Here is a 19183-nt window from a genome sequence, read left to right on the forward strand (position 1 = left end):
GGGAGGCAAACATGGATGCAAAGATACTTGATGGCCGCGAGGTGGCTGCCGAGATGGTGCGTGAGGCACGCGCCGACGCCGCCGAAGATCGGTTCTTTACGAATCGTACCAACATGGACATGGCCGATCGCGTGATTTCGATCGTGGTGACGGTGTTTGCCGCGGCATGCGTGTGCGCGCTGCTCGCGCACGTGCTGTTTGTCTAGCGACCGCGGGCTGCAAAGGCTATACACTTGAAACCACCACAAGGGAGAACCACCACAAAGGTGCCTGTCCCCTTTGTGGTGGTTTTTGTTTTTGAGAGAGGGGCGGGGCGCTGATGGACGTCCGTACGGACGGCGATATTGCCGATAGCTTTTGGTGGCGGCGCACAACGCTGACGCGCCGCACTCCTCTGTATGACGCCTGCGTGTCGGTGGGGCTACTGGTCGCGGCGACGATTGTGGGCGCGCTGCTCGACCATCCGGGGCTCGCGCCGAGCATCATGATCGTCTATGTGTTCGCCGTGCAGCTGTGCGCTTTCTTTACCTGGAGCCGCCTGTACTGCCTGCTGAGCTCGGCTGCCGCCGTGGCGCTCTACAACTTCTTGTTTGTCGACCCGCGCTACGCGCTGTCGTTTATCGACCGCGTCTATCCCGGCATGTTCTTCATTATGTTTGCGGTCTCGCTCGTGTCGAGCTCAATCGCGCTGGCCCTGCGCCGCGCCTTGGCGCAGGCTGCCGCCAGCGACCGTCGCACGCAGATGGTGCTCGAGACCAACCGCATGCTGCAGCGGTGTGGCGATCAGCAACAGATTGTGCACGCTATGGCAACGCAGCTGGCGCGTCTTTCGGACTGTCCGGTCGTGTGGTATAGCGCCGATGCCGATAACGATGACCTGCTGCCGCGCACGACGTACACGGCCGTGGGCGATGTCGCGCCGGTACACCAGCTGGCGCCGCAGATGCCGCCGCGGCTCTCGGCGTCCGCCTATGTAGGAACGCCGCTCGATGCCACCTATGGCGCCTCGGCGTTCTACGGCATATACCTGACCGTGCGCTCGGGCGACACCATGGTGCGCGCGGGCGATCCCGCCTCGGTGGTGGGGGTGTTCGCCATTGTCGCCGAGCCCGATGCGCTGACGCCCGAGGAGCGGACGCTTGCCGATGCCATCGTGAGCGAAGGCGAGCTGGCGCTCGATCGCGCCCGCGCCATGGAGGCTCGCGAGGAAGCGGCGGTGCTCGCCAAAAACGAACAGCTGCGTGCCAACTTGCTGCGCTCCATCTCGCACGACCTGCGCACGCCGCTTACCAGTATTTCGGGTAATGCCGATGTGCTGCTCGACCAGGGCTCGACCGGCACGGCCGTGCTCGACGACCAGACACGCCGCGGCATGCTCCTATCCATTCGCTCGGACGCGCAATGGCTCAACGCCACTGTCGAGAATCTGCTCGCCATCACCAAGCTCGAGGGCGGCGGCATGCACCTGTCGACCACGCTCGAGCTCATGGACGATATCGTCGAGGAGGCGCTGCGTCATGTAAATCCGGCTGTGCGCGAGCATGACCTTAAGGTAGTGGCGTGCGATGAGCCGGCGCTCGTCAACGTCGACGCGCGCCTGATGGTGCAGCTGGTGGTCAATCTGGTGAACAACGCCATCGCCTATACGCCTGCGGGCTCGCATATCGTAATCTCGATTGGCGTCCATGATGGATGCGTGGCGTGCTCGGTTGCTGATGATGGCCCGGGCATTGCGCCCGAGGACCGCGAGCGAATCTTTGAGTCGTTCTACACCGCCAACCATGGCCTGGCCGACAGCTGCCGCAGTGTGGGCTTGGGGCTTTCGCTCTGCCGCTCCATTGCGCTGGCACATGGCGGTAGCATAGAGGTTACCGCGGCGGACCCTCACGGTTCGGTCTTTACGATTGAGCTTCCCGCCGCCGACGTTTCGTTTGATAAGGAGTAGCGCTGTGCCGAACTCTGCCGTGAAACCGCTCATCTTGGTCGTTGAGGACGATCCCGCCGTCCGCAACCTTATCGTCGCCGCGCTCGAGGCGCACGGTTTGCGCCATATGGCTGTGGAGACCGCCCACGCCGCCATCGCCGCCGCTTCGTCGCAGGCGCCGAGCATTGTGCTGCTCGATCTGGGCCTGCCCGATATGGACGGCGTCAAGGTGGTGGAGTCAGTGCGCGCGTGGTCGGGCATGCCGATCATCGTGGTTTCGGCGCGCAGCGAGGACGCGGACAAGATCCGAGCGCTCGATGCCGGCGCCGATGACTACCTGACTAAGCCGTTTTCGGTCGAGGAGCTGCTCGCGCGCATTCGCACCACGCTCAGGCGCCTTTCGTATGCGCAGGCGGGCGGCGTTGCCTCCGAGGGCTCGTTCGATACCGGTGAGCTGCATATCGATTTTGACGCCGGCATCGCAACGATGGACGGCGAGGAGCTGCACCTGACGCCGATCGAGTACAAGCTGCTGTGCCTGCTGGCGCATAACGCCGACAAGGTGCTGACGCACCAGTTTATCTTGCACGAGATCTGGGGCACGGCGACCAAGAGCGACCTGGCGAGCCTGCGCGTCTTTATGGGCACGTTGCGCAAGAAGATCGAGTCCGACCCCGCGCACCCGCGCTACATCCAGACGCACGTGGGTATCGGCTATCGCCTGGTCACCCAAGGGTAGGACGGCACCCGCCATCCCACTATGAGCTGCGGTGAAATAGTTCCTGTTTGGGCCTTTACCAGGCATTTTTAGGAACTATTCCACCGCAACTTTGTTTATTTGCCCTTGGGCTTGCTGGCGTAGAACTTCTTCTTTTTGGGCTTGCCTGCACCGGCAGACTTGCCGTCGCCGCGCGGTCCTCGGTCGCCGGCCTGCGCGTGCGCGGGCGATGCTGCGCGAGGCTTGCGGGCTTCGGGGTTGCGCAGCTCCTCGGTTCGCTCGGCAATCTCCTCGGCGCTAAAGCCGGCTTCGGCCATGGCGTCCTCGATGGGCAGGCGGCGCACGATATAGCAATGGTGCACCTTCTGATTGCGTGCGAAGTCCTCGGGGATGGTCTGCGCTGTAATGTCCTCCAGCACGACGCCCGCGCGCGCGAGCTTGCGCGTTTCGGGGCGGAAGCCGCGCAGATTGCAGCTAAAGATGGCATGACCGCCCTGTGCGAGCAGGCGCGACACGCCGGCCAAAAGCTCAACATGGTCGCGCTGAACATCCCAGGTGCGACGGCCCATCTTGGACGAGTTCGAGAACGTGGGCGGGTCGACAAAGATCAGGTCCCAGCGGTTGCGCGTCTGGCGCTGGTCGCGAATCCAGGCGAGCACGTCGTCGCGCACAAAATGATGCTGCGGTCCCACAAAGCCGTTCTGGCGCATGTTGCGCTCGGCCCAGTCCAGATAGGTGTTGGAGAGGTCGACCGTCACGGTCTCCTCGACGCCGCCGTCTGCCGCATAGCAGGTGGCAGTGCCGGTGTAGGCAAACAGGTTGAGGAAGCGGCGCGCCTGCTTGGCGTGCTCGCGCACTAGGTTGCGGGTGACGCGGTGGTCCAGGAAGATGCCCACATCCAGATAGTCGTCAAAGTTGACGGCAAAGGTGAGCCCGCCCTCTTCGATGAGCGGGAGGCGACGGCGCGCGATGTTGGCGCGTTCGCCCGATCCGCCCTTGCCGGCACCCTGCTTGCCGTACTGCGAGCCGCCGCGCGAACGCATGCGGGCCTTGGCGTGCACGTGCTCGGCGGGAACATCTAGGATGCGCGGCGCGATGGCCAGAATGTCGAGCATGCGGGCCTGGGCCAGTGCGGGGTCGATGGTCTTGGGCGCGGCGTATTCGGCGATGACGAGCCAGCGGCCCGGCGTCTGCGGACAACCCTCGTACAGATCGATGGCGGCGGAGTAGTCGGGCAGGTCGGCATCGTAGACGCGGTAGCAGCTCACGCCCTCGCGCTTGGCCCACTTGCGGCGCAGACGTGCGTTCTTGCGCAGGCGGTTGGCGAACTGCTCGGACTCGGGGATGAGCACGGGCAGTGGCTTGCCGTCGCCCAGGTCGAGCATGGCGGCAGGCTCGGGCATGGCGGAAACGGCGGCTTCATCGTTGACTTCGTTGGCATCCGCAGCCTCGGCCTCGGCATCCGCACTGGTCGCAGCCTCAAACGCTGCGGCGGCGTGGTCGAGCGAAGGCCAGACTTCGACGGTCGCCTCTTCGTTGTTGGGCATGACGGCGATCGAGCGCTCGGGCTCGGTGTGGAGCGCGCGGGCCAGCAATCCGTCGCGGGTGAGCGCGGCGACCGGCGCCGCGGCAAGCTCGGGCGCGCGGCGCAACTCGCCGATGAGCGTCATGGTGTCATGCATGAGCGAAAGCGGTGTCTCGGTCGTATCCGCGACCACGGCGGCGCCGGCGACAGCGCCCGCGTGGTCCAGTACGGTGGCGGACTTGGCGGCGCAAAAATCGACAAAGCGCTTGTAGCCGGCACATTTAACCATGCGCTCAGCGGTCTTGCGGGCGGCGGGGTCAACATCCACGGCCACGATGCGCGCCTGGCGCTCGCGCGCTGCCGCCTCGCGCTCGCGCGCCTCGGCAAGCAGCTGCTCCCACAGGGCGGCATCGTGCAGCTGCCAGCCCTCAAAGCCCCAGCGCTCGCGTGTGGCGCCCGGGGCGCGGTCGGTCAGAATGTTCACGGCCTCCAGCAGCAGACCGCCGCCGGCGCACGAGGCATCGATCAGCGTGGGAAGGGCTTCGTTCTCGTAATCGTCGGCCGTCAGCTCGCGCTCGCATAGTGCGGTCCAGCCGACCTGCGCCAGCACCAGGGCGGCGTAGTCGGGGCGCAACACGTGTGCGCCCTCGCCGGCACGAGTCGCAGCGGGCGGCAGGCGTTTGAACAGCGGGTCGCCCGAAAGGTCCAGGCTGATGCTCGCGCGGCGCTGACGCAGCGAAAGCAGTAGGTGAACATCGGGGTCGGCGGCATCGACGTCGGCGCGACGGCCCGTGGTCTCGGCAAGACGGTCGCACAGCGCGTCCTTGGCGCGCAGGGCCGAGAAGCGCGTGTTGCGCAGCTGCTCGGTCACGCCGCGGGCGGTGATGGCGATGGTAGCGCCCGGGTGAACGATGCTTTCCCAGGCGATGTCGTAAACGCCGTCGTACAACTCATCGGCATCCTGCGCCTCAAAGCGCCCAAGCACTACAAACACGCGGCTGGCCAGGCGCGACCACAGACAGGCGCGGTAACCTTCTTCGAGCTCGCCCTCAAATGTAGCGCGGCCCTTCAGGCGGCGGACATGCGAAAGCCCGAGGCGTTTAAGCTCATCGGCGAGTGCGGACTCAAAGCCCTCGGGGCAGCTTGCGTAAAATTCCATGGGTGACCTCTCTGGTTGCGTCGCTCCATTATATGATGGATGCTTCGTTTGCCCTTATCCTCGAAAGGAACCCATATGATTGATGCGTGTCCCGAACCCGCTGTGCTCTTTTTTGACGTGGACGGCACGCTGACGTCGTTCGATCCCGACGATATGACCGATAAGGACTTCAATGCAATCCATCCGTCGAAGGCCGTTGTCGATGCATTTGGTCGCCTGCGCAATGCGGGTCACCAGGCATTTATCTGCACGGGCCGCCCCCTGTGGCTGGTTGCCGATGGTCTGCGTGCCCTGAATCCGGCGGGCATCGTTGCCGTGGCGGGCGCCACGCTCGAGGTCGAGGGCCGCGTGGTGCATGAGGACTGTTTTGACGAGGACGTTATCGCGGAGCTTGCGCGCCGCATTGCCGCGGCGGGCGGTGAGGCGTTGTTCGAGACGAACGGTGCCACCTATTCACTTGAGCCAGTTGGTGTCGAACAGTCATTTCTGCTAGGCGCCGGCGTGGTGCATGGCGTTGATCAGATGCGCGTCGATGGCCGCTTGCGCGTAGGCAAGGTGTGCATTAACGCGTGCAACCTGGCTCGCGTTGCCAACGATGACGGCTTTATCGATCGCGAGTTTGAGCTGTGCAACACCGGTGGTCAGAATCGCGAGCTGAGCCCCAAGGGCATCGACAAGGGCGTGGGCGTGGCGCGAGCGCTGGCGTACCTGGGGCGCGAGGGAAATGCGCGCACCTTTGGCTTTGGCGATTCGGGCAACGACCTGGGCATGCTCGCCGCTGTCGAGACGGCTGTCGCCATGGGCAACGCCATGCCCGAGGTCAAGGCGCTCGCCGACTACGTGACCGACGACGTCGCACACGACGGCACCGTCACAGCGATGCGCCACTTTGGGTTGATTTAATAAATGGCCGGGTCGCCCGCAGTGGGGGCGACCCGGCCATTTGAGCTATTTTGCAATATAGAGCTTGGGATGACTGCGACTGCTCTCGATCGCCGCCGTCATGATGCCCTCGTCGTCTCCATCAACGATGATGCCGTCGAGGTCATCGATCTGCGCGGACTGATAAAAACTGGTCTTGTTGAACTTTCCCTGGTCAACCATCATGTAGCCCTGGTTTGAGTTGGTAAGGTACATATGCTTGATCATGGCCGAGAAGTCGTGCTCGACGGTAAAACCGTGGTCGGGGTGGAATCCATCGGCACTGACAAACGCCTTGTCGGCATGTAGTTTGCTCATGCAGTCGAGTGTTAGTGCGCCCGCGAGATAGAGGTGGCCCTTGCGCACGGAGCCGCCCAGCAGCACTACCGAAGCGTTGGGGAGATTGAAGCTGGCGTAGTTCGCGATTGCAAGATCGCCGGTGATAATGGTGATCTCACGCTTGTCCATGAGGGCCTTAGCGAAGTAAAAGCCTGTGGTGCCGATATCAATTACCAGAACATCGCCATCATCAACAAGAGTTGCTGCGGTTGCGGCGATGGCCTCCTTGGCCTCGACTTGGACATTGATGCGCTCCTCGGGATACGAGATTGCGTTGGAGCGAGAAAGCGATACCGCTCCACCGCGTACGCGACGCAGCTTGCCTTCGGATTCCAGCGAGATGAGGTCGTGTCGTGCGGTGACTTCCGAAACCGAAAAACGGCGAACGATGTCGGATACCGAGATATTTGGCTTTTCGGCCAGCCAATTCATGATAAATCGCTGGCGCTCAGCCGGCGAAAGGTCTGAAGTAGATGCCATATGCCGCTCCTTTTGAACAAAAGGTAAAAGATGCGCCTTTCGTAATCGAAATATAACGTATCGATATGAAAAGAACAAGGCAAATTCGAATGAATCAAAAGAACGGAATGGCATGTCACAAATGCATGCGTAGCAGATAGTTCGCACGTAGACGGGCTATAAAGAGTCTCATTCTGAAGGTGCCGCCCAAAAGAAGTACGTTCACACCCGATATTCGACCGTTCACGGAAAGTTGACAATTGAGCTTTCGATGGCTTTTGAAATAGTTTATAAAAGAAAGCCGAAAAGCTTTTGAAACAAAGAAGAAGGCTTTCGATAGCAATAGTGCTAGATGAGAAAGGACCGAACATGGCGATTAAGGTGTTTGCCGACGGCGCTAACCTCGAAGGCATGCTTGACATGCATGACAATGGCAACGTTCAGGGCTTCACGACCAATCCTTCCCTTATGAAGGCCGGTGGCGTGACTGACTACCGCGCTTTTGCCAAGACGGTTCTTGAGCACATTACCGATGTGTCGGTTTCTTTTGAGGTATTCGCCGACGACGAGGCTGGTATGGAAGCCGAGGCTCGCGAGATCGCAACCTGGGCAGACAACGTCTACGTTAAGATCCCGGCGCTCAACACTAAGGGCGAGTCCACTGCCGCGCTGGTCAAGCGCCTTTCTGCCGACGGCATCAAGGTGAATGTCACCACTATCTTCACGCCCGAGCAGGTCGACGAGTTTGTCGATGCCGTCTCTGCTGAGACCCCCTCTATTCTGTCCATCTTTGCCGGTCGCATTGCCGATACCGGCGTCGATCCGCTGCCCCTCATGGCGGAGTCCGTAAAGAAGGCTGCCGTTAAGCCTGCTGCCGAGGTTCTCTGGGCGTCTACGCGCGAGGTCCTCAATATCTTCCAGGCGGAGTCCGTTGGCTGTCAGATCATTACGGTCCCCAATGCCCTTCTTGCCAAGCGCAAGAATTTCGGGAAAGATTTGCTTGAGTACTCGCTTGATACGGTCAAGGGCTTTGCCCGCGACATTCAGGCGCTTGGTTTTCATATCCTGCCCGAGGAGTAGGGGACGAGCATGCTGACCGATCTTCTTAAGCCCGAGCTTGTTGCCTGCCACGTCGAGGCCTCCGACTGGGAGGAAGCGATCAAGGCATGCGGTAAGTTGCTCGTAGACGCTGGCAAATGCGACCAGAGCTATGTTGACGCCATGATTTCATCGGTTCACAAATTCGGCCCCTATATGGTCTTGGAAGAGGGCATCGCCATGCCCCACGCTCAGGCAGATGGCAATGTGAGTGAAGCGGGGATCTGTATCGTCACGCTTGACCCTGCCATTGCGTTTGGACACGAGGATTTCGATCCGGTTCACGTGCTCGTGGGTATTTGCGCACCCGACCCCAAGGCTCATCTTGGCTGCTTGGCGGAGCTTTCGCAGATGTTCGAGGACGAGGACTGCGTTGCCAAGCTCAGCGCATGCGATACGCCCGAGCAGGTTTTGGAGACCATGCGTTCATTCTTTTAGGCCTTAATGGCACGGCGATGCGTCGCCGCTTTTGGATAGACGGAAAACCGTCACGTGTAGGAGAGGAAGGTTGCCATGCATATCATCACCGTATGCGGAAACGGCATCGGGTCCAGCCTGATGCTCGCTGGCAAAGTCGAGGAGCTTTGCGAGGAGGAGGGCATCAAGGCCGACGTTGAGTCTATGGACCTGAACGGTGCTTCTTCCGCAAATCCGGATCTGTTCATCACCGTTAAAGAACTCGCCCCCGAGCTCCACGGCAACGTTGTGATCGTTCGCAGCTATGTGAACAAGAAGAAGATCCGCGAAGACGCCCTCGAGGCAATCAAGGCGGCCGCCGCTAACGCCTAAAGCGGCACAAAAAAGGGCGGTTCCCTGTGGAAGAGGGAAACGCGCCCACGTTAGAGAGAAAGGAAGCGCAGATGCAAGCCATCCTTCCCATACTTGAGTTTATCCAATCGATTCTGACCAAGCCAGCGTGGATTATGGGTCTATTTGCCTTTGTGGGCCTTGTCGCGCTTAAGCGTCCTGCCCACAAGGTGATGACGGGCACCCTGAAGCCCATTCTTGGTTACATCATGCTGTCCGCCGGCGCCGCTGTTGTTCAGGAGAACCTTGCTCCGCTGGGTACCTTCATCGAGACCGGTTTCCACATCACCGGCGTCGTGCCCAACAACGAGGTCGTTGTTTCGATGGCTCAGAGCGTCCTCGGCGTTCAGACCATGATGATCCTGATTCTCGGCTATGTCGTGAACATTATCATTGCCCGCTTTACCAAGTTTAAGTACATCTTCCTGACGGGCCATCACAGCATGTTTATGGCCTGCCTGCTGTCTGCCGTTCTGCAGGCATCTGGCTTCCAGGATGTCCAGCTTGTCATCGTGGGCGGCATGTTCCTGGGCCTCGTGAGCGCTATGCTTCCCGCCGTTGGTCAGCGTTTCACCGAGAAGGTTACCGATGGCGATGAAATCGCCATGGGCCACTTCGGTTCACTCGCCTATTACATCTCCGCTGCAGTCGGTACGCTTTTTGCTAAGGACGCCGAGGAGAACAGCACCGAGAAGATCGAGGTTCCCGAGAAGTTCGCCTTCCTGCGCGACACTACCATCTCCACGGCTCTTACCATGGCCTTCTTCTACCTGGTTACCGCTTTCGCCGCTTACATCGCAGATCCTGCGGTCGTTACCAAGACCGCTGGCGGCGACAACGTGATTGTCTATGCCCTGACCTGTGCCCTGTCCTTTGCCGTTGGTGTCACCATCGTCTATAACGGCGTTCGTATGATCCTTGCCGACCTGGTCCCGGCTTTCCAGGGCATCTCCAACAAGCTGATCCCCGGTGCCATCCCCGCCGTCGACTGCGCCGTCTTCTTCCCCTATGCTCCCACCGCCGTCATCCTCGGCTTTGTCGCTTCCTTTATCGGTGGCGTGGTCGGTATGTTCATCGTGGGCGCTACCCTGGGCATCTTCATCATCCCGGGCATGGTTCCTCACTTCTTCTGCGGTGCTACCGCGGGCATCTACGGCAATGCTACCGGCGGTCGCAAGGGCGCAGCTCTTGGCGCTTTCGTCAACGGCCTGCTCATCACCTTTGCCCCGGCCCTGCTCCTGCCCGTTCTTGACGTCTTTGGCTTCAAGAACACTACGTTCGGCGACTTTGATTTCTCCGTCATTGGCATTACGCTTGGCCGCGCTGCCGAGGCCTTCGGTACCACCGGTGTCTACGCGATTCTTGCTGTCCTTCTGATCGTCGCCTTCGTCCCCAACTTCATCCACACCAAGGGTGCTGTGATCAATCACGTTGAGGAAGAGTAATCCAGGCATACGTTAAGCCCTAATCGGGCGGAGCTCCGATAACCGGCTCCTACACGGAAGCGGTGACGTCTCAAATGAGGCGTCACCGCTTTTTGTTTTGGACTGGTTGTGAAAACGCACCGGTGAAGCGCTGTCTCTGCGCCGCGAACGGAATCAACCGCGATGATCAGCAAAAACGTTTTGCCGCTGGGGTGTCGATATAAAAATGGTAAAACTGCAAAACCGTTCGCCGAGAAGATGAAAACCCGCAGCTCACGCCTTGATAAACGTAGGTAAAGTGTTTAGCAGTTTATCGGCCGTATGCTAACGAAAGGAATCAGGCAGATGGCAATCAAGGTGTTCGCTGACGGTGCAAACCTCGAGGGCATGCTCGACATGTACGAGAACGGCAACGTTCAGGGTTTCACGACCAACCCGTCCCTTATGAAGAAGGGCGGCGTGACGGATTACCGCGCGTTTGCCAAGGAGGTCCTGGCCCACATCACCGATGTGTCCGTCTCGTTTGAGGTCTTTGCCGACGACGTCGAGACCATGGAGGTCGAGGCCCGCGAGATCGCTACCTGGGCCGAGAACGTCTACGTCAAGATTCCGTGCGTGACTACCAAGGGCGAGTCCACGGCCGAGTTGGTGCGCAAGCTTTCCGCCGACGGCATTAAGGTCAACGTCACCACCATCTTTACGCCTGCGCAGGTCGACGAGATGGTCGACGCTGTCGACGCCGAGACGCCGTCCATCATCTCGCTCTTTGCCGGCCGTATCGCCGACACGGGTGTCGATCCCATTCCGTTTATGACGGAGTCGGTCAAGAAGGCCGCCGCCAAGCCCAACTGCGAGGTCCTGTGGGCGTCCACGCGCGAGCTTATCAACATTTACCAGGCGCAGGCCTGCGGCTGTCAGATCATCACGGTGCCCAACAGCATCCTGGCCAAGCGCAAGAACATCGGTCGCGACCCGTATGAGGTTTCGCTCGATACCGTGCGCGGCTTTGCCAAGGATATCGCCGCTTTGGGCTTCCATATCCTGCCGTAACGCGAACACTGGCTGCGCCGCGGGTTGTTCGCCCCGGCCTTTCCTTTCCCTATCGCTCACGCGCTTCGCGAGGGTCGCGCTAGGCAAAGGAAAGGCCGGGGCTGCCGACACGAACCCGTCGGTAGGTCCTGAGCTGAATCGCTACCTTTATTCCGATGGGGGTCGACAGTGCTACCCCGCCAACTGTCTCGGGCAGTAATGGGGCTGGGCTCGGATGGCAACGCCGCGTGCCACTGGCGGCTTCGTTCGCCGGATGACGATTCGTGTTACGCGGCCGGCGTCACCTCGGACGGCGGCGTGGGCTCCGACGGCATCGCGTGGACAACGCGGTTCCGCATTATGGATCAACCTGTAATCTAATGATCTTCTAATCCATATCTATCAAGTATCGAAAACGATCCGGCCCCGAGTTGGCAGTCATCGCCAAGGCAAAGGACCCTGCCGGCTATGTGTTCGGGGCGATGCGCAAGTCGCCCAAGACCCTTCGATTATCCCTTTGTTCCGCGCATGCAAGATCTCATGCTTGACGTGGTTGAACAGCTCTACCGGGCAAACGAGGTCTTTGCGGCTCGTGCCCATAAGTGTCCCACCAACAGAAATCGAGATATTCGGCCTCAGAGTGCCGTCAAGATTGCCAATATGGCTGAAAAACGTCCCGTACCGCACCTCTGCGGGTGCAGATATGGGACGTTTGTGGAATATCTGATGCCTATTTGTTGAGCTTGCACTTTGAAGAAGTGTTATCGCGGCCCAGCGAGGCCGAATATCTCAAAAATTGCAGGTGATGATTAGCGGAAACGGCGTCTCGCACTTCGGGATATCGCCAAATCGTTTTAGAAGGAGAGGCGCTCGGCGGAATGGGACCCGCCGAGCGCCTGCAGCGGCTTATTTGCCCCGCACCATGGTGAGGGAGATCTTTTTGCGGTCGCGATCGACCTTTTCTACCCATACCTTCACCGTGTCGCCGACGCGCACCACGTCGCTGGGGTGCTTGACGAAGCGGCTGGCCAGCTTGGAGATGTGCACGAGGCCGTCCTGGTGCACGCCCACGTCGACGAAGGCGCCAAAGTCGACGACGTTGCGCACCGTGCCCTTGAGCTCCATGCCGGGCTCCAGGTCGTCAATAGAAAGTGCCGAGCGGCTAAAGACCACCTCGGGCGCGTCGTCGCGCGGGTCGCGACCGGGCTTCTTGAGCTCGTTGACAATGTCGATGAGCGTCAGGGTGCCACAGTCCAGGTCGCTTGCCAGTGCCGAAATGCTGCCCAGACGGCGCTCGATGTCGGGCACGCCGCCGCGGCTGAGCTCGCTTGCCGCAACGCCGGCCCGCTCCAGGACGGCCGTGGCCACCTCGTAGCTCTCGGGGTGGACGCTTGTCGCGTCGAGCGGGTTCTTACCGCCGCTGATGCGCAAAAAGCCCGCGGCGTTGAGATATGCCTTGGGTCCAAGTTTGGGGACCTTCTTAAGCTGGCGGCGATCGGTAAAGGCGCCGTTTTCCTCGCGGTACGCCACGATGTTCTTTGCCACGCTCGGCGTGATGCCCGATACGTATCCCAGCAGGCTTGCGCTCGCGGTGTTGACGTCGACGCCCACGCGGTTGACGACGTCCTCCACCACGTGGCCCAGGGTGCGCGAGAGCTCGGCCTGGTCAAGGTCGTGTTGGTACTGGCCCACGCCGATGGACTGGGGCGGAATCTTGACGAGCTCTGCCAGCGGGTCCTGCAGGCGACGGCCCAAGCTCATGGCGCCACGTACGGTGACGTCCAGGTCAGGATATTCCTGGCTGGCGAGCTCGGAGGCGGAGTACACCGACGCGCCGGCCTCGTTAACGATGGTGTAGCGAAGGCTGGACGCCTGCTCGGCAATGAACTCCGAGACGACTTCCTCGGTCTCGCGGCTGGCGGTGCCGTTGCCGATGACGATGGTGTTGACGCCGTCCTTTTTGACGAGGCGGGCGAGCTCGCGCTTGGTGCCGGCGACGTCGTGGCGCGGCTTGGTGGGGTAGACCACGCCGTGGTCGAGCAGCTTGCCGGTCTCGTCCATGACGGCGACCTTGCAGCCGGTGCGGTAGCCCGGGTCGAGCGCGAGTACGCGGGCGCCGCGCACGGGGCGCGCCGAGAGCAGGCCCTCGAGATTCTTGGCAAAGACGTTGATGGCCTCGGTCTGGGCGCGAACGGTGAGTTTGGCGCGGGCCTCGCGCTCCAGCGAGGGAGCCATGAGGCGTTTGTAGCCGTCGGCGATGGCGGCATCGAAGATGGGAGCAAACACGCCCTGGCGTCGGGGCCAACGGCTGCTGAGGCGCGCCGTGGCGGCAACGCCGTCGACGTTCACGCGCACGCGGAGCTTGCCCTCGCGCTCACCGCGGTCGATAGCCAGCACGCGGTGGTTGGGTATACGGCGCAACGGCTCGTCATAGCTGTAGTAGGGCTCGTAGGGGGTCTTCTCGGCGGGGTCGGTTGCCTCGACGACGATGTCGGCGGTGTTTTGCGTAAAGGCGCGCACGTCGGCGACGTTCTCGGGGTCCTCGGCTACCGTCTCGGCCACGATGTCAGCGGCGCCAGCGAGCGCCTTCTCGGGCGTGTCGAAGCCGGCCTCCTCGTTGACGTATGCCGCGGCGGCGTCGAGCGCGCTGCCCTTGGCCGAGGCCTGCATGATGACCATGTTGGCAAGCGGCTCCAGACCTGCCTCGCGGGCCTTCTGCGCGCGGGTCATGCGCTTTTTACGGTAGGGCTTGTAGAGGTCTTCGACGCGCTGGAGCTGTGTGGCCTCGCGAATCTGCTGCTCGAGCTCGGGCGTGAGTTTGCCCTGGGCGTCGATGAGCAGGATGACGTCCTCTTTACGCTGTTCAAGATTGCGCAGGTAGGACAGGCGCTCGTCGAGCGCGCGCAGGGCAACGTCGTCCATGCCGCCCGTTGCTTCCTTGCGGTAGCGCGAGATAAAGGGGATGGTGTTGCCCTCGTCGATGAGCTTGACGGCTGCCTCGACGTTGGCGGCCTTAAGGTTGAGCTCGCGGGCGAGCTGGGCGATAAGATCCATGGAACTTCCTGTCTGTGAGTACGTTACAGGTGCATGAGCCACCCAGTCTACCACCCGCCCGCGCCGCGGCTGCAAAGAAAGCCCCGCGGGCAGGAGGCTGCTCGCGGGGCAAAGAAGAGGGGCTTATTTGTGGCGGACCGAGGGGCTCGGCATGGGGTTTCTGTCGCGGCCGCTCTTAAGGCGTTACAGCTCGACGAGCTGGCCGGTCTCGGCGGCCTCCTTGATGGCGTTAAGCAGCGTGAGCGTCTTGACGTTGTCGGCGGGGGTCACGACGGGCTCGACCTCGCGGCGGACGACCTTCACAAAGTGCTTGAGCTGCATCTTGTGCGGCAGCGCTGGGTCCACAGCCGGGATCTCCATCTGCAGCGGCTTGTGCCAGTTGGAGGCACCGGCGTAGGAGAACTGGTGCAGGCGGGGCAGCGAAAGGGCGCCCTTGGTACCGCCAATAAAGTAGGCATCGGCGTCGAAGGGGCGGTACTGCGGGTCCTCGCGAGCAGTCGCCTCCCAGTTCCAGGGGCTGGCGGTGGCATCGGAGATGGTCATGCTTGCGAGCGCGCCATCGGCAAAACGGACGTTGACCACGGCGGAGTCCTCGGTCTCAAAACCGCGGGCGGCGCTGGACTGCATACCCTGGACGGCGACGGGCTCGCCCAGCAGATAGCGGAGCAGGTCGACGTCGTGAACCAGGTTGACCAGGATCGGGCCGGCACCCTTCTTGCGGCGCCACTCGACATCAAAGTACTCATCGTTCTTATAGATCATGTAGTGGAAGCTCGACACGGTGAGCTTGCCCAACTCGCCGGACTCGATGATCTCCTTGGCCTTGTTCACAAACGGGTTGTGGCGACGGTGCTGACCCACGAGTACGGGCACGCCGGCGGTCTCGGCCTCGGCGGCGAAGGCCTGGGCATCCTCAAGGTCGTTGGAGATCGGCTTTTCGACCAGCGGCACGATGTTACGCTTGATGGCCTCTCGGGCAACGCCCAGGTGCAGGTCGTTGGGGGTGGCGATGATGACGGCCTCGGGCTTGACCTCGTCCATCATCTGGGCGGGATCGGTAAAGAACGGCACGCCGGCGGCCTCGGCCGTGGCGCGGGCGCCCTCAAAGGCGTCGGCGATGGCGACGAGCTCGGCCTCGGGCTCCTCGGTGACAAAGCGGATGTGGTTGCGGCCCATGGCGCCGGCGCCGATAACGGCAATGCGGACGGGGTTGAGCTCAGACATTTCGACTCCTTAATACTGGTGACCGGTGGAATGCGACAAAGGGACTGTCCCTTTGTCGCAGCGGTAAAACTAGGCGGACTTCTTCTTGCTGTCGGAGACCATCATGTAGACGGTGAGCACGACGGCGATGGCGGCGATCACGATGGCGCCGTAGAAGGACTGCTGGTAGGCGGCGCTGCCGGCCTCAGCGTGATACAGCACGGCAGTGATGGGCTGGCTGATCCAGGTAGAGGCGGCGTAGCCCAGGAACATGATGCCGTAGTTGACGCCGATGTTGCTGGTACCGAAGGCGCCACCGGTGAGCGGCGGGTAGATGACGAGCAGGGCGCCAAAGCTAAAGCCGAGCAGGGCGAGCGCCACAAAGAACATGCTCTGCGTAAAGCTCATCGACATGATGACGAGCGCGACGATGGTGACGACCAGGCTGATGAGCAGCGACTTGTAGGCGCCGAGCTTGTCGATGATCTGGCCAAAGGACAGACGGCCGACCAGGTTGGCGCAGGTGTTGACGGAGACCACCACGCCGCCGAGGGCGACGGCCGCGGCGCTCGTGGGGTCAGCGAAGAGCTGGACGGCGGCGATGGAGGCAACCTTGCCCACGAGCAGGGTGCCCGCGGTGGCGGCAAAGGCGAAGGTGACGATGAGGACCCAGAAGCGCGGGGTCTTGACCATCTCGCCCGGGGTGAGGTCGCCGAAGGTGCCGGCATGTGCGCCGCCCTTGGGGGCCTCGAAGCCCTCGGGCAGCCAGCCGGCCTCGGGGGCCTTCAGGAACAGGGCGGAGGCGGCGATCGTCACAAAGAAGATGACGCCGAGTGCCTTGAGGGCGCCAAAGATGCCCAGGCTCGGGATGAGCAGTGAGGCGAGCACCGGGGACAGCACGGCGGGGCCGGCGGTCGAAGCGGCGAGCGTAATGCCGGAGGCGAGGCCCTTCTTGTCGATGAACCACTTTTGGCCCGTGGTGAGCGCGGGGTTGTAGCCCAGGCCGTTGCCGATGGCGGCGACGAGCGAGAACCACAGGTAGAACTGCCACGGCTCGGTGACGGTGCCAGACATGAACCAGCCCAGGCCGTAGCACACGGCGGCGGCGATCACGACGTTGCGGGGGCCGATCTTATCGGAGATGCGGCCGGCGAAGATGCCCGTCACGGCCATGATGGTCTGAAAGACCGGGAAAGCCCAGGTAAGGGCGCTGGACCACTCGGGGTAGACGGCGAGCAGGTTCTTGCTCACGACGGAATACAGCGCGATGGAGCTGATAAAGAACATGGTGACGCACGCGGCGGAAAGCACGACGGCGCGACCCTTGTTGGAGTTGGTGGAAGCCATTGGACTCTTTCTGATCGATGCGGGGGAGGGGCGGACACGTCCGCGGGGCCTCCCTGTCAGGCTGGTTTACTGGTCGGTCGGCTTTGCGACGCCGGACTCGTCAGACCAAAGCTCGACACCCTTGTTCTTAAGGTAGTTGTCGGCAAAGGCTCGGCGGCCGCCGGGCTTGGCGGTGAGGTCGCCCATCATATTGGAGAAACCGCCGTCGACCTTGATGGCGTCGCCGGTGGTAAAGTCCGAGCGCCTGGACGCCAGGAACATGACGGCGTTGGCGATATCGCTGACCTCGCCGATGCGGCGCGTAGCGATAAGGCGGCTGCGGCTCTTCTCGACCTCGGGGTCAGCGTAAAAGCTCGCCGACATGGGGGTCTTGACAAAGCAGGGCTCGACGCAGTTGGAGCGCACGCCGTAGGGGCCCCACTCGGCGGCGAGCATCTTGGACATCATGTTGACGCCGGCCTTAGTGGAGCTGTACACACCCGAGAACGTCTCGGGGGAGTGGCTGGCAACGGTCGAGATGTGCACCAGGCGACCCTGGCCAGCCTTGATCATTTCGCGGCCAAAGCGCTGCGAGGTGATGAAGTAGCCGGTGAGGTTGACGTTGATGACCTCGTTCCAGTCACTCAGCGGCAGGTCTTCCATGGCTGCGAAGCGCAGGATGCCGGCGGTGTTGACGAGGACGTCGACGCGGCCGAAGTCGGCGATGGTGGCATCGACGGCGGCCTGAACCTCGGCCTCGTCGGTGGCGTTCATCTTGTAGCCCTCGGCGTGGATGCCAAACTCGGCGGCGAGGTCGGCGGCTGCGGCCTTGACCTTCTCCTCATCCAGGTCGAGCAGGACGACGTTGGCGCCGTTGCGGGCGAACTCGCGGCAGATCTCGACGCCCATGCCGCCGAGCGCGCCGGTCACGGCGCAGACATCGTCCTCGAGCTTAAGCCAGTTGCTCATAGGAACTTCCCTTCTTGTACCTCCCTGTGGGCCGCTTCCATTACTCGACCCACGCGGTTTTTCTCTGGTTATCGTATGCTTTGAATTTGCGCAGGTGAATTGCATATTTGTTAGAATGGCGTAAACCTGTGGTTTATAGCACGCAAGGCAATTTGTTCTTAGTTGAGTGTGTGACCTGCCAAAACGACCCCCTTCGGCAGCTCATGTCCATACGTCTGGAAACGGGAGATTGACGTGTACGATCGACGACTCGAGGCCATAACGGCCGCCGCGGAGCTGGGAAGCTTCTCGCGCGCGGCGGCAAAACTGCGTGTGTCGACTCCGGCGCTCGTCAAGCAGGTGTCGGGATTCGAGGCCGAGTTTGGCATCACGTTGTTTGAGCGCTCGCATTCGGGCGTCAAGGTGACGCCGGCGGGCGCTCTGCTGGTGGACGACGCGCGCTCGATCATGCGGCAGTCCGAGGACGCGCTGCGCCGTGCCCGACGCGCGGCGGGCGATGGCGGTGCCGTGCGCCTGGGCGTGTCGATGATGTGCCCGGGGCGCCAAACGTTGTCGATGTGGTCGGGCATCCACGATCTAGAACCGTCGCTGCGATTTGAGATCGTGCCGGTAAGCGACCTCTATGACGAGCGCGAGACCGTCATGCGCAGCTTGGGCCGCGAGGTGGATGTAGTGCAGTCGAGTTTTTCGACTCCGCGCTGGGGCGATGCCTGTCAAAAACTCCGTATCGTCAACGTGCCGTTTTATATCGACGTGCCGCGCACGAGCCGGCTCGCGCGCAAAAAGCGCATCACGGTTGCCGACCTCGAGGGCATGCGCCTGCGCGTGCTTCGTCACGGCAACGACGCCATGGACAGTCTGCGTATCGATCTTTTGGCCGACGGCGGCGTGGACGTGATCGACGTGGACAGCTTTGACTTTGCGCTCTTTAACGATGCGGAAGAAAAGGGCGATGCGGTGCTCACCTGCGGATCGTGGTCGGGCGTGCACCCGGCCTTTGTGGGCGTGCCGTTTCTTTGTGGCCGCGAGGTGCCGGTCTTTTTGCACTATCCGTTCGAGCCAACCCTCCAAGTCCAAAAATTCGTCAACGCCATGGCCCAACTCCTCAACTAGCTCATTTGGGACGGGGCTCTTTTAGCTACTTCGAGGATGTTTTTTCTGGGACGGGGATTAAATAATCATTCGGTACACAATGATTATTTAATCCCCGTCCCAGAAAAAACATCCT

At 61.7% G+C, this 19183-nt stretch carries 16 protein-coding genes; 10 read left to right on the forward strand and 6 right to left on the reverse strand.

All coding sequences use genetic code 11. The features are described from left to right. Positions 1-11 precede the first annotated feature (11 nt). From DW003_RS08080 to DW003_RS08090, 3 genes are all read left to right on the forward strand, one after another. Complete coding sequence (locus DW003_RS08080; RefSeq protein WP_147352194.1) at positions 12-206, forward strand: hypothetical protein; 195 nt, start codon at positions 12-14, stop codon at positions 204-206. A gap of 113 nt (positions 207-319) precedes the next feature. Then, positions 320-1945 (forward strand): ATP-binding protein, encoded by a 1626-nt coding sequence (locus tag DW003_RS08085; RefSeq protein WP_118388496.1) that lies wholly within the window; start codon positions 320-322, stop codon positions 1943-1945. Between the two features lie 4 nt (positions 1946-1949). Then, the gene (locus DW003_RS08090) at positions 1950-2663 is read left to right on the forward strand and encodes a response regulator (RefSeq protein ID WP_199665671.1); all 714 of its coding nucleotides are present in this window, start codon (positions 1950-1952) and stop codon (positions 2661-2663) included. Positions 2664-2758: 95 nt separating this feature from the next. Here DW003_RS08090 and rlmKL read toward each other — a convergent pair whose 3' ends face one another. Beyond that, complete coding sequence (gene rlmKL / locus DW003_RS08095; RefSeq protein ID WP_118388498.1) at positions 2759-5326, reverse strand: bifunctional 23S rRNA (guanine(2069)-N(7))-methyltransferase RlmK/23S rRNA (guanine(2445)-N(2))-methyltransferase RlmL; 2568 nt, start codon at positions 5324-5326, stop codon at positions 2759-2761. 75 nt (positions 5327-5401) lie between these two features. Here rlmKL and DW003_RS08100 point away from each other — a divergent pair, with 75 nt between their 5' ends. Continuing rightward, positions 5402-6229, forward strand: a complete 828-nt coding sequence (locus DW003_RS08100) for an HAD hydrolase family protein (RefSeq protein WP_158573214.1) — start codon at positions 5402-5404, stop codon at positions 6227-6229. A 45-nt stretch (positions 6230-6274) separates the two neighbouring features. Here DW003_RS08100 and DW003_RS08105 read toward each other — a convergent pair whose 3' ends face one another. Then, positions 6275-7066 carry a DeoR/GlpR family DNA-binding transcription regulator gene (locus tag DW003_RS08105; RefSeq protein ID WP_158548938.1) on the reverse strand — a complete coding sequence of 264 codons (792 nt, stop codon included), beginning with the start codon at positions 7064-7066 and terminating at the stop codon, positions 6275-6277. 348 nt (positions 7067-7414) lie between these two features. Between DW003_RS08105 and DW003_RS08110 the strand changes: the two genes are divergently transcribed. The 5 genes from DW003_RS08110 (at position 7415) to DW003_RS08130 (ending at position 11424) form a co-directional block, all read left to right on the forward strand. Beyond that, positions 7415-8125 carry a transaldolase gene (locus DW003_RS08110; RefSeq protein ID WP_117564350.1) on the forward strand — a complete coding sequence of 237 codons (711 nt, stop codon included), beginning with the start codon at positions 7415-7417 and terminating at the stop codon, positions 8123-8125. Between the two features lie 9 nt (positions 8126-8134). Next, positions 8135-8581 (forward strand): PTS sugar transporter subunit IIA, encoded by a 447-nt coding sequence (locus tag DW003_RS08115; RefSeq protein WP_117564351.1) that lies wholly within the window; start codon positions 8135-8137, stop codon positions 8579-8581. Between the two features lie 75 nt (positions 8582-8656). After that, on the forward strand, positions 8657-8932 hold the full coding sequence (locus tag DW003_RS08120) for a PTS sugar transporter subunit IIB (RefSeq protein WP_022094539.1): 276 nt from the start codon (positions 8657-8659) through the stop codon (positions 8930-8932). A 71-nt stretch (positions 8933-9003) separates the two neighbouring features. Continuing rightward, on the forward strand, positions 9004-10395 hold the full coding sequence (locus DW003_RS08125) for a PTS ascorbate transporter subunit IIC (RefSeq protein WP_117635569.1): 1392 nt from the start codon (positions 9004-9006) through the stop codon (positions 10393-10395). A gap of 324 nt (positions 10396-10719) precedes the next feature. Continuing rightward, the gene (locus tag DW003_RS08130; protein ID WP_233506782.1) at positions 10720-11424 is read left to right on the forward strand and encodes a transaldolase; all 705 of its coding nucleotides are present in this window, start codon (positions 10720-10722) and stop codon (positions 11422-11424) included. 885 nt (positions 11425-12309) lie between these two features. Here the strand turns inward: DW003_RS08130 and DW003_RS08135 are convergent. From DW003_RS08135 to DW003_RS08150, 4 genes are all read right to left on the reverse strand, one after another. Next, a complete protein-coding gene (locus DW003_RS08135) occupies positions 12310-14457 on the reverse strand; it encodes a Tex family protein (RefSeq protein WP_118388502.1) in 2148 nt (715 codons plus the stop codon). A gap of 183 nt (positions 14458-14640) precedes the next feature. Next, a complete protein-coding gene (locus DW003_RS08140; protein ID WP_118388504.1) occupies positions 14641-15681 on the reverse strand; it encodes a Gfo/Idh/MocA family protein in 1041 nt (346 codons plus the stop codon). Between the two features lie 69 nt (positions 15682-15750). Next, positions 15751-17007 carry an MFS transporter gene (locus DW003_RS08145; protein ID WP_117646283.1) on the reverse strand — a complete coding sequence of 419 codons (1257 nt, stop codon included), beginning with the start codon at positions 17005-17007 and terminating at the stop codon, positions 15751-15753. 66 nt (positions 17008-17073) lie between these two features. Then, on the reverse strand, positions 17074-17955 hold the full coding sequence (locus DW003_RS08150) for an SDR family NAD(P)-dependent oxidoreductase (RefSeq protein WP_118388506.1): 882 nt from the start codon (positions 17953-17955) through the stop codon (positions 17074-17076). A 234-nt stretch (positions 17956-18189) separates the two neighbouring features. Here DW003_RS08150 and DW003_RS08155 point away from each other — a divergent pair, with 234 nt between their 5' ends. After that, positions 18190-19068 (forward strand): LysR family transcriptional regulator, encoded by an 879-nt coding sequence (locus tag DW003_RS08155; RefSeq protein ID WP_118388507.1) that lies wholly within the window; start codon positions 18190-18192, stop codon positions 19066-19068. Positions 19069-19183: the final 115 nt, after the last annotated feature.

The sequence above is a fragment of the Collinsella sp. AF36-3AT genome, from assembly GCF_003475205.1.
GTDB lineage: Bacteria > Actinomycetota > Coriobacteriia > Coriobacteriales > Coriobacteriaceae > Collinsella > Collinsella aerofaciens_AF.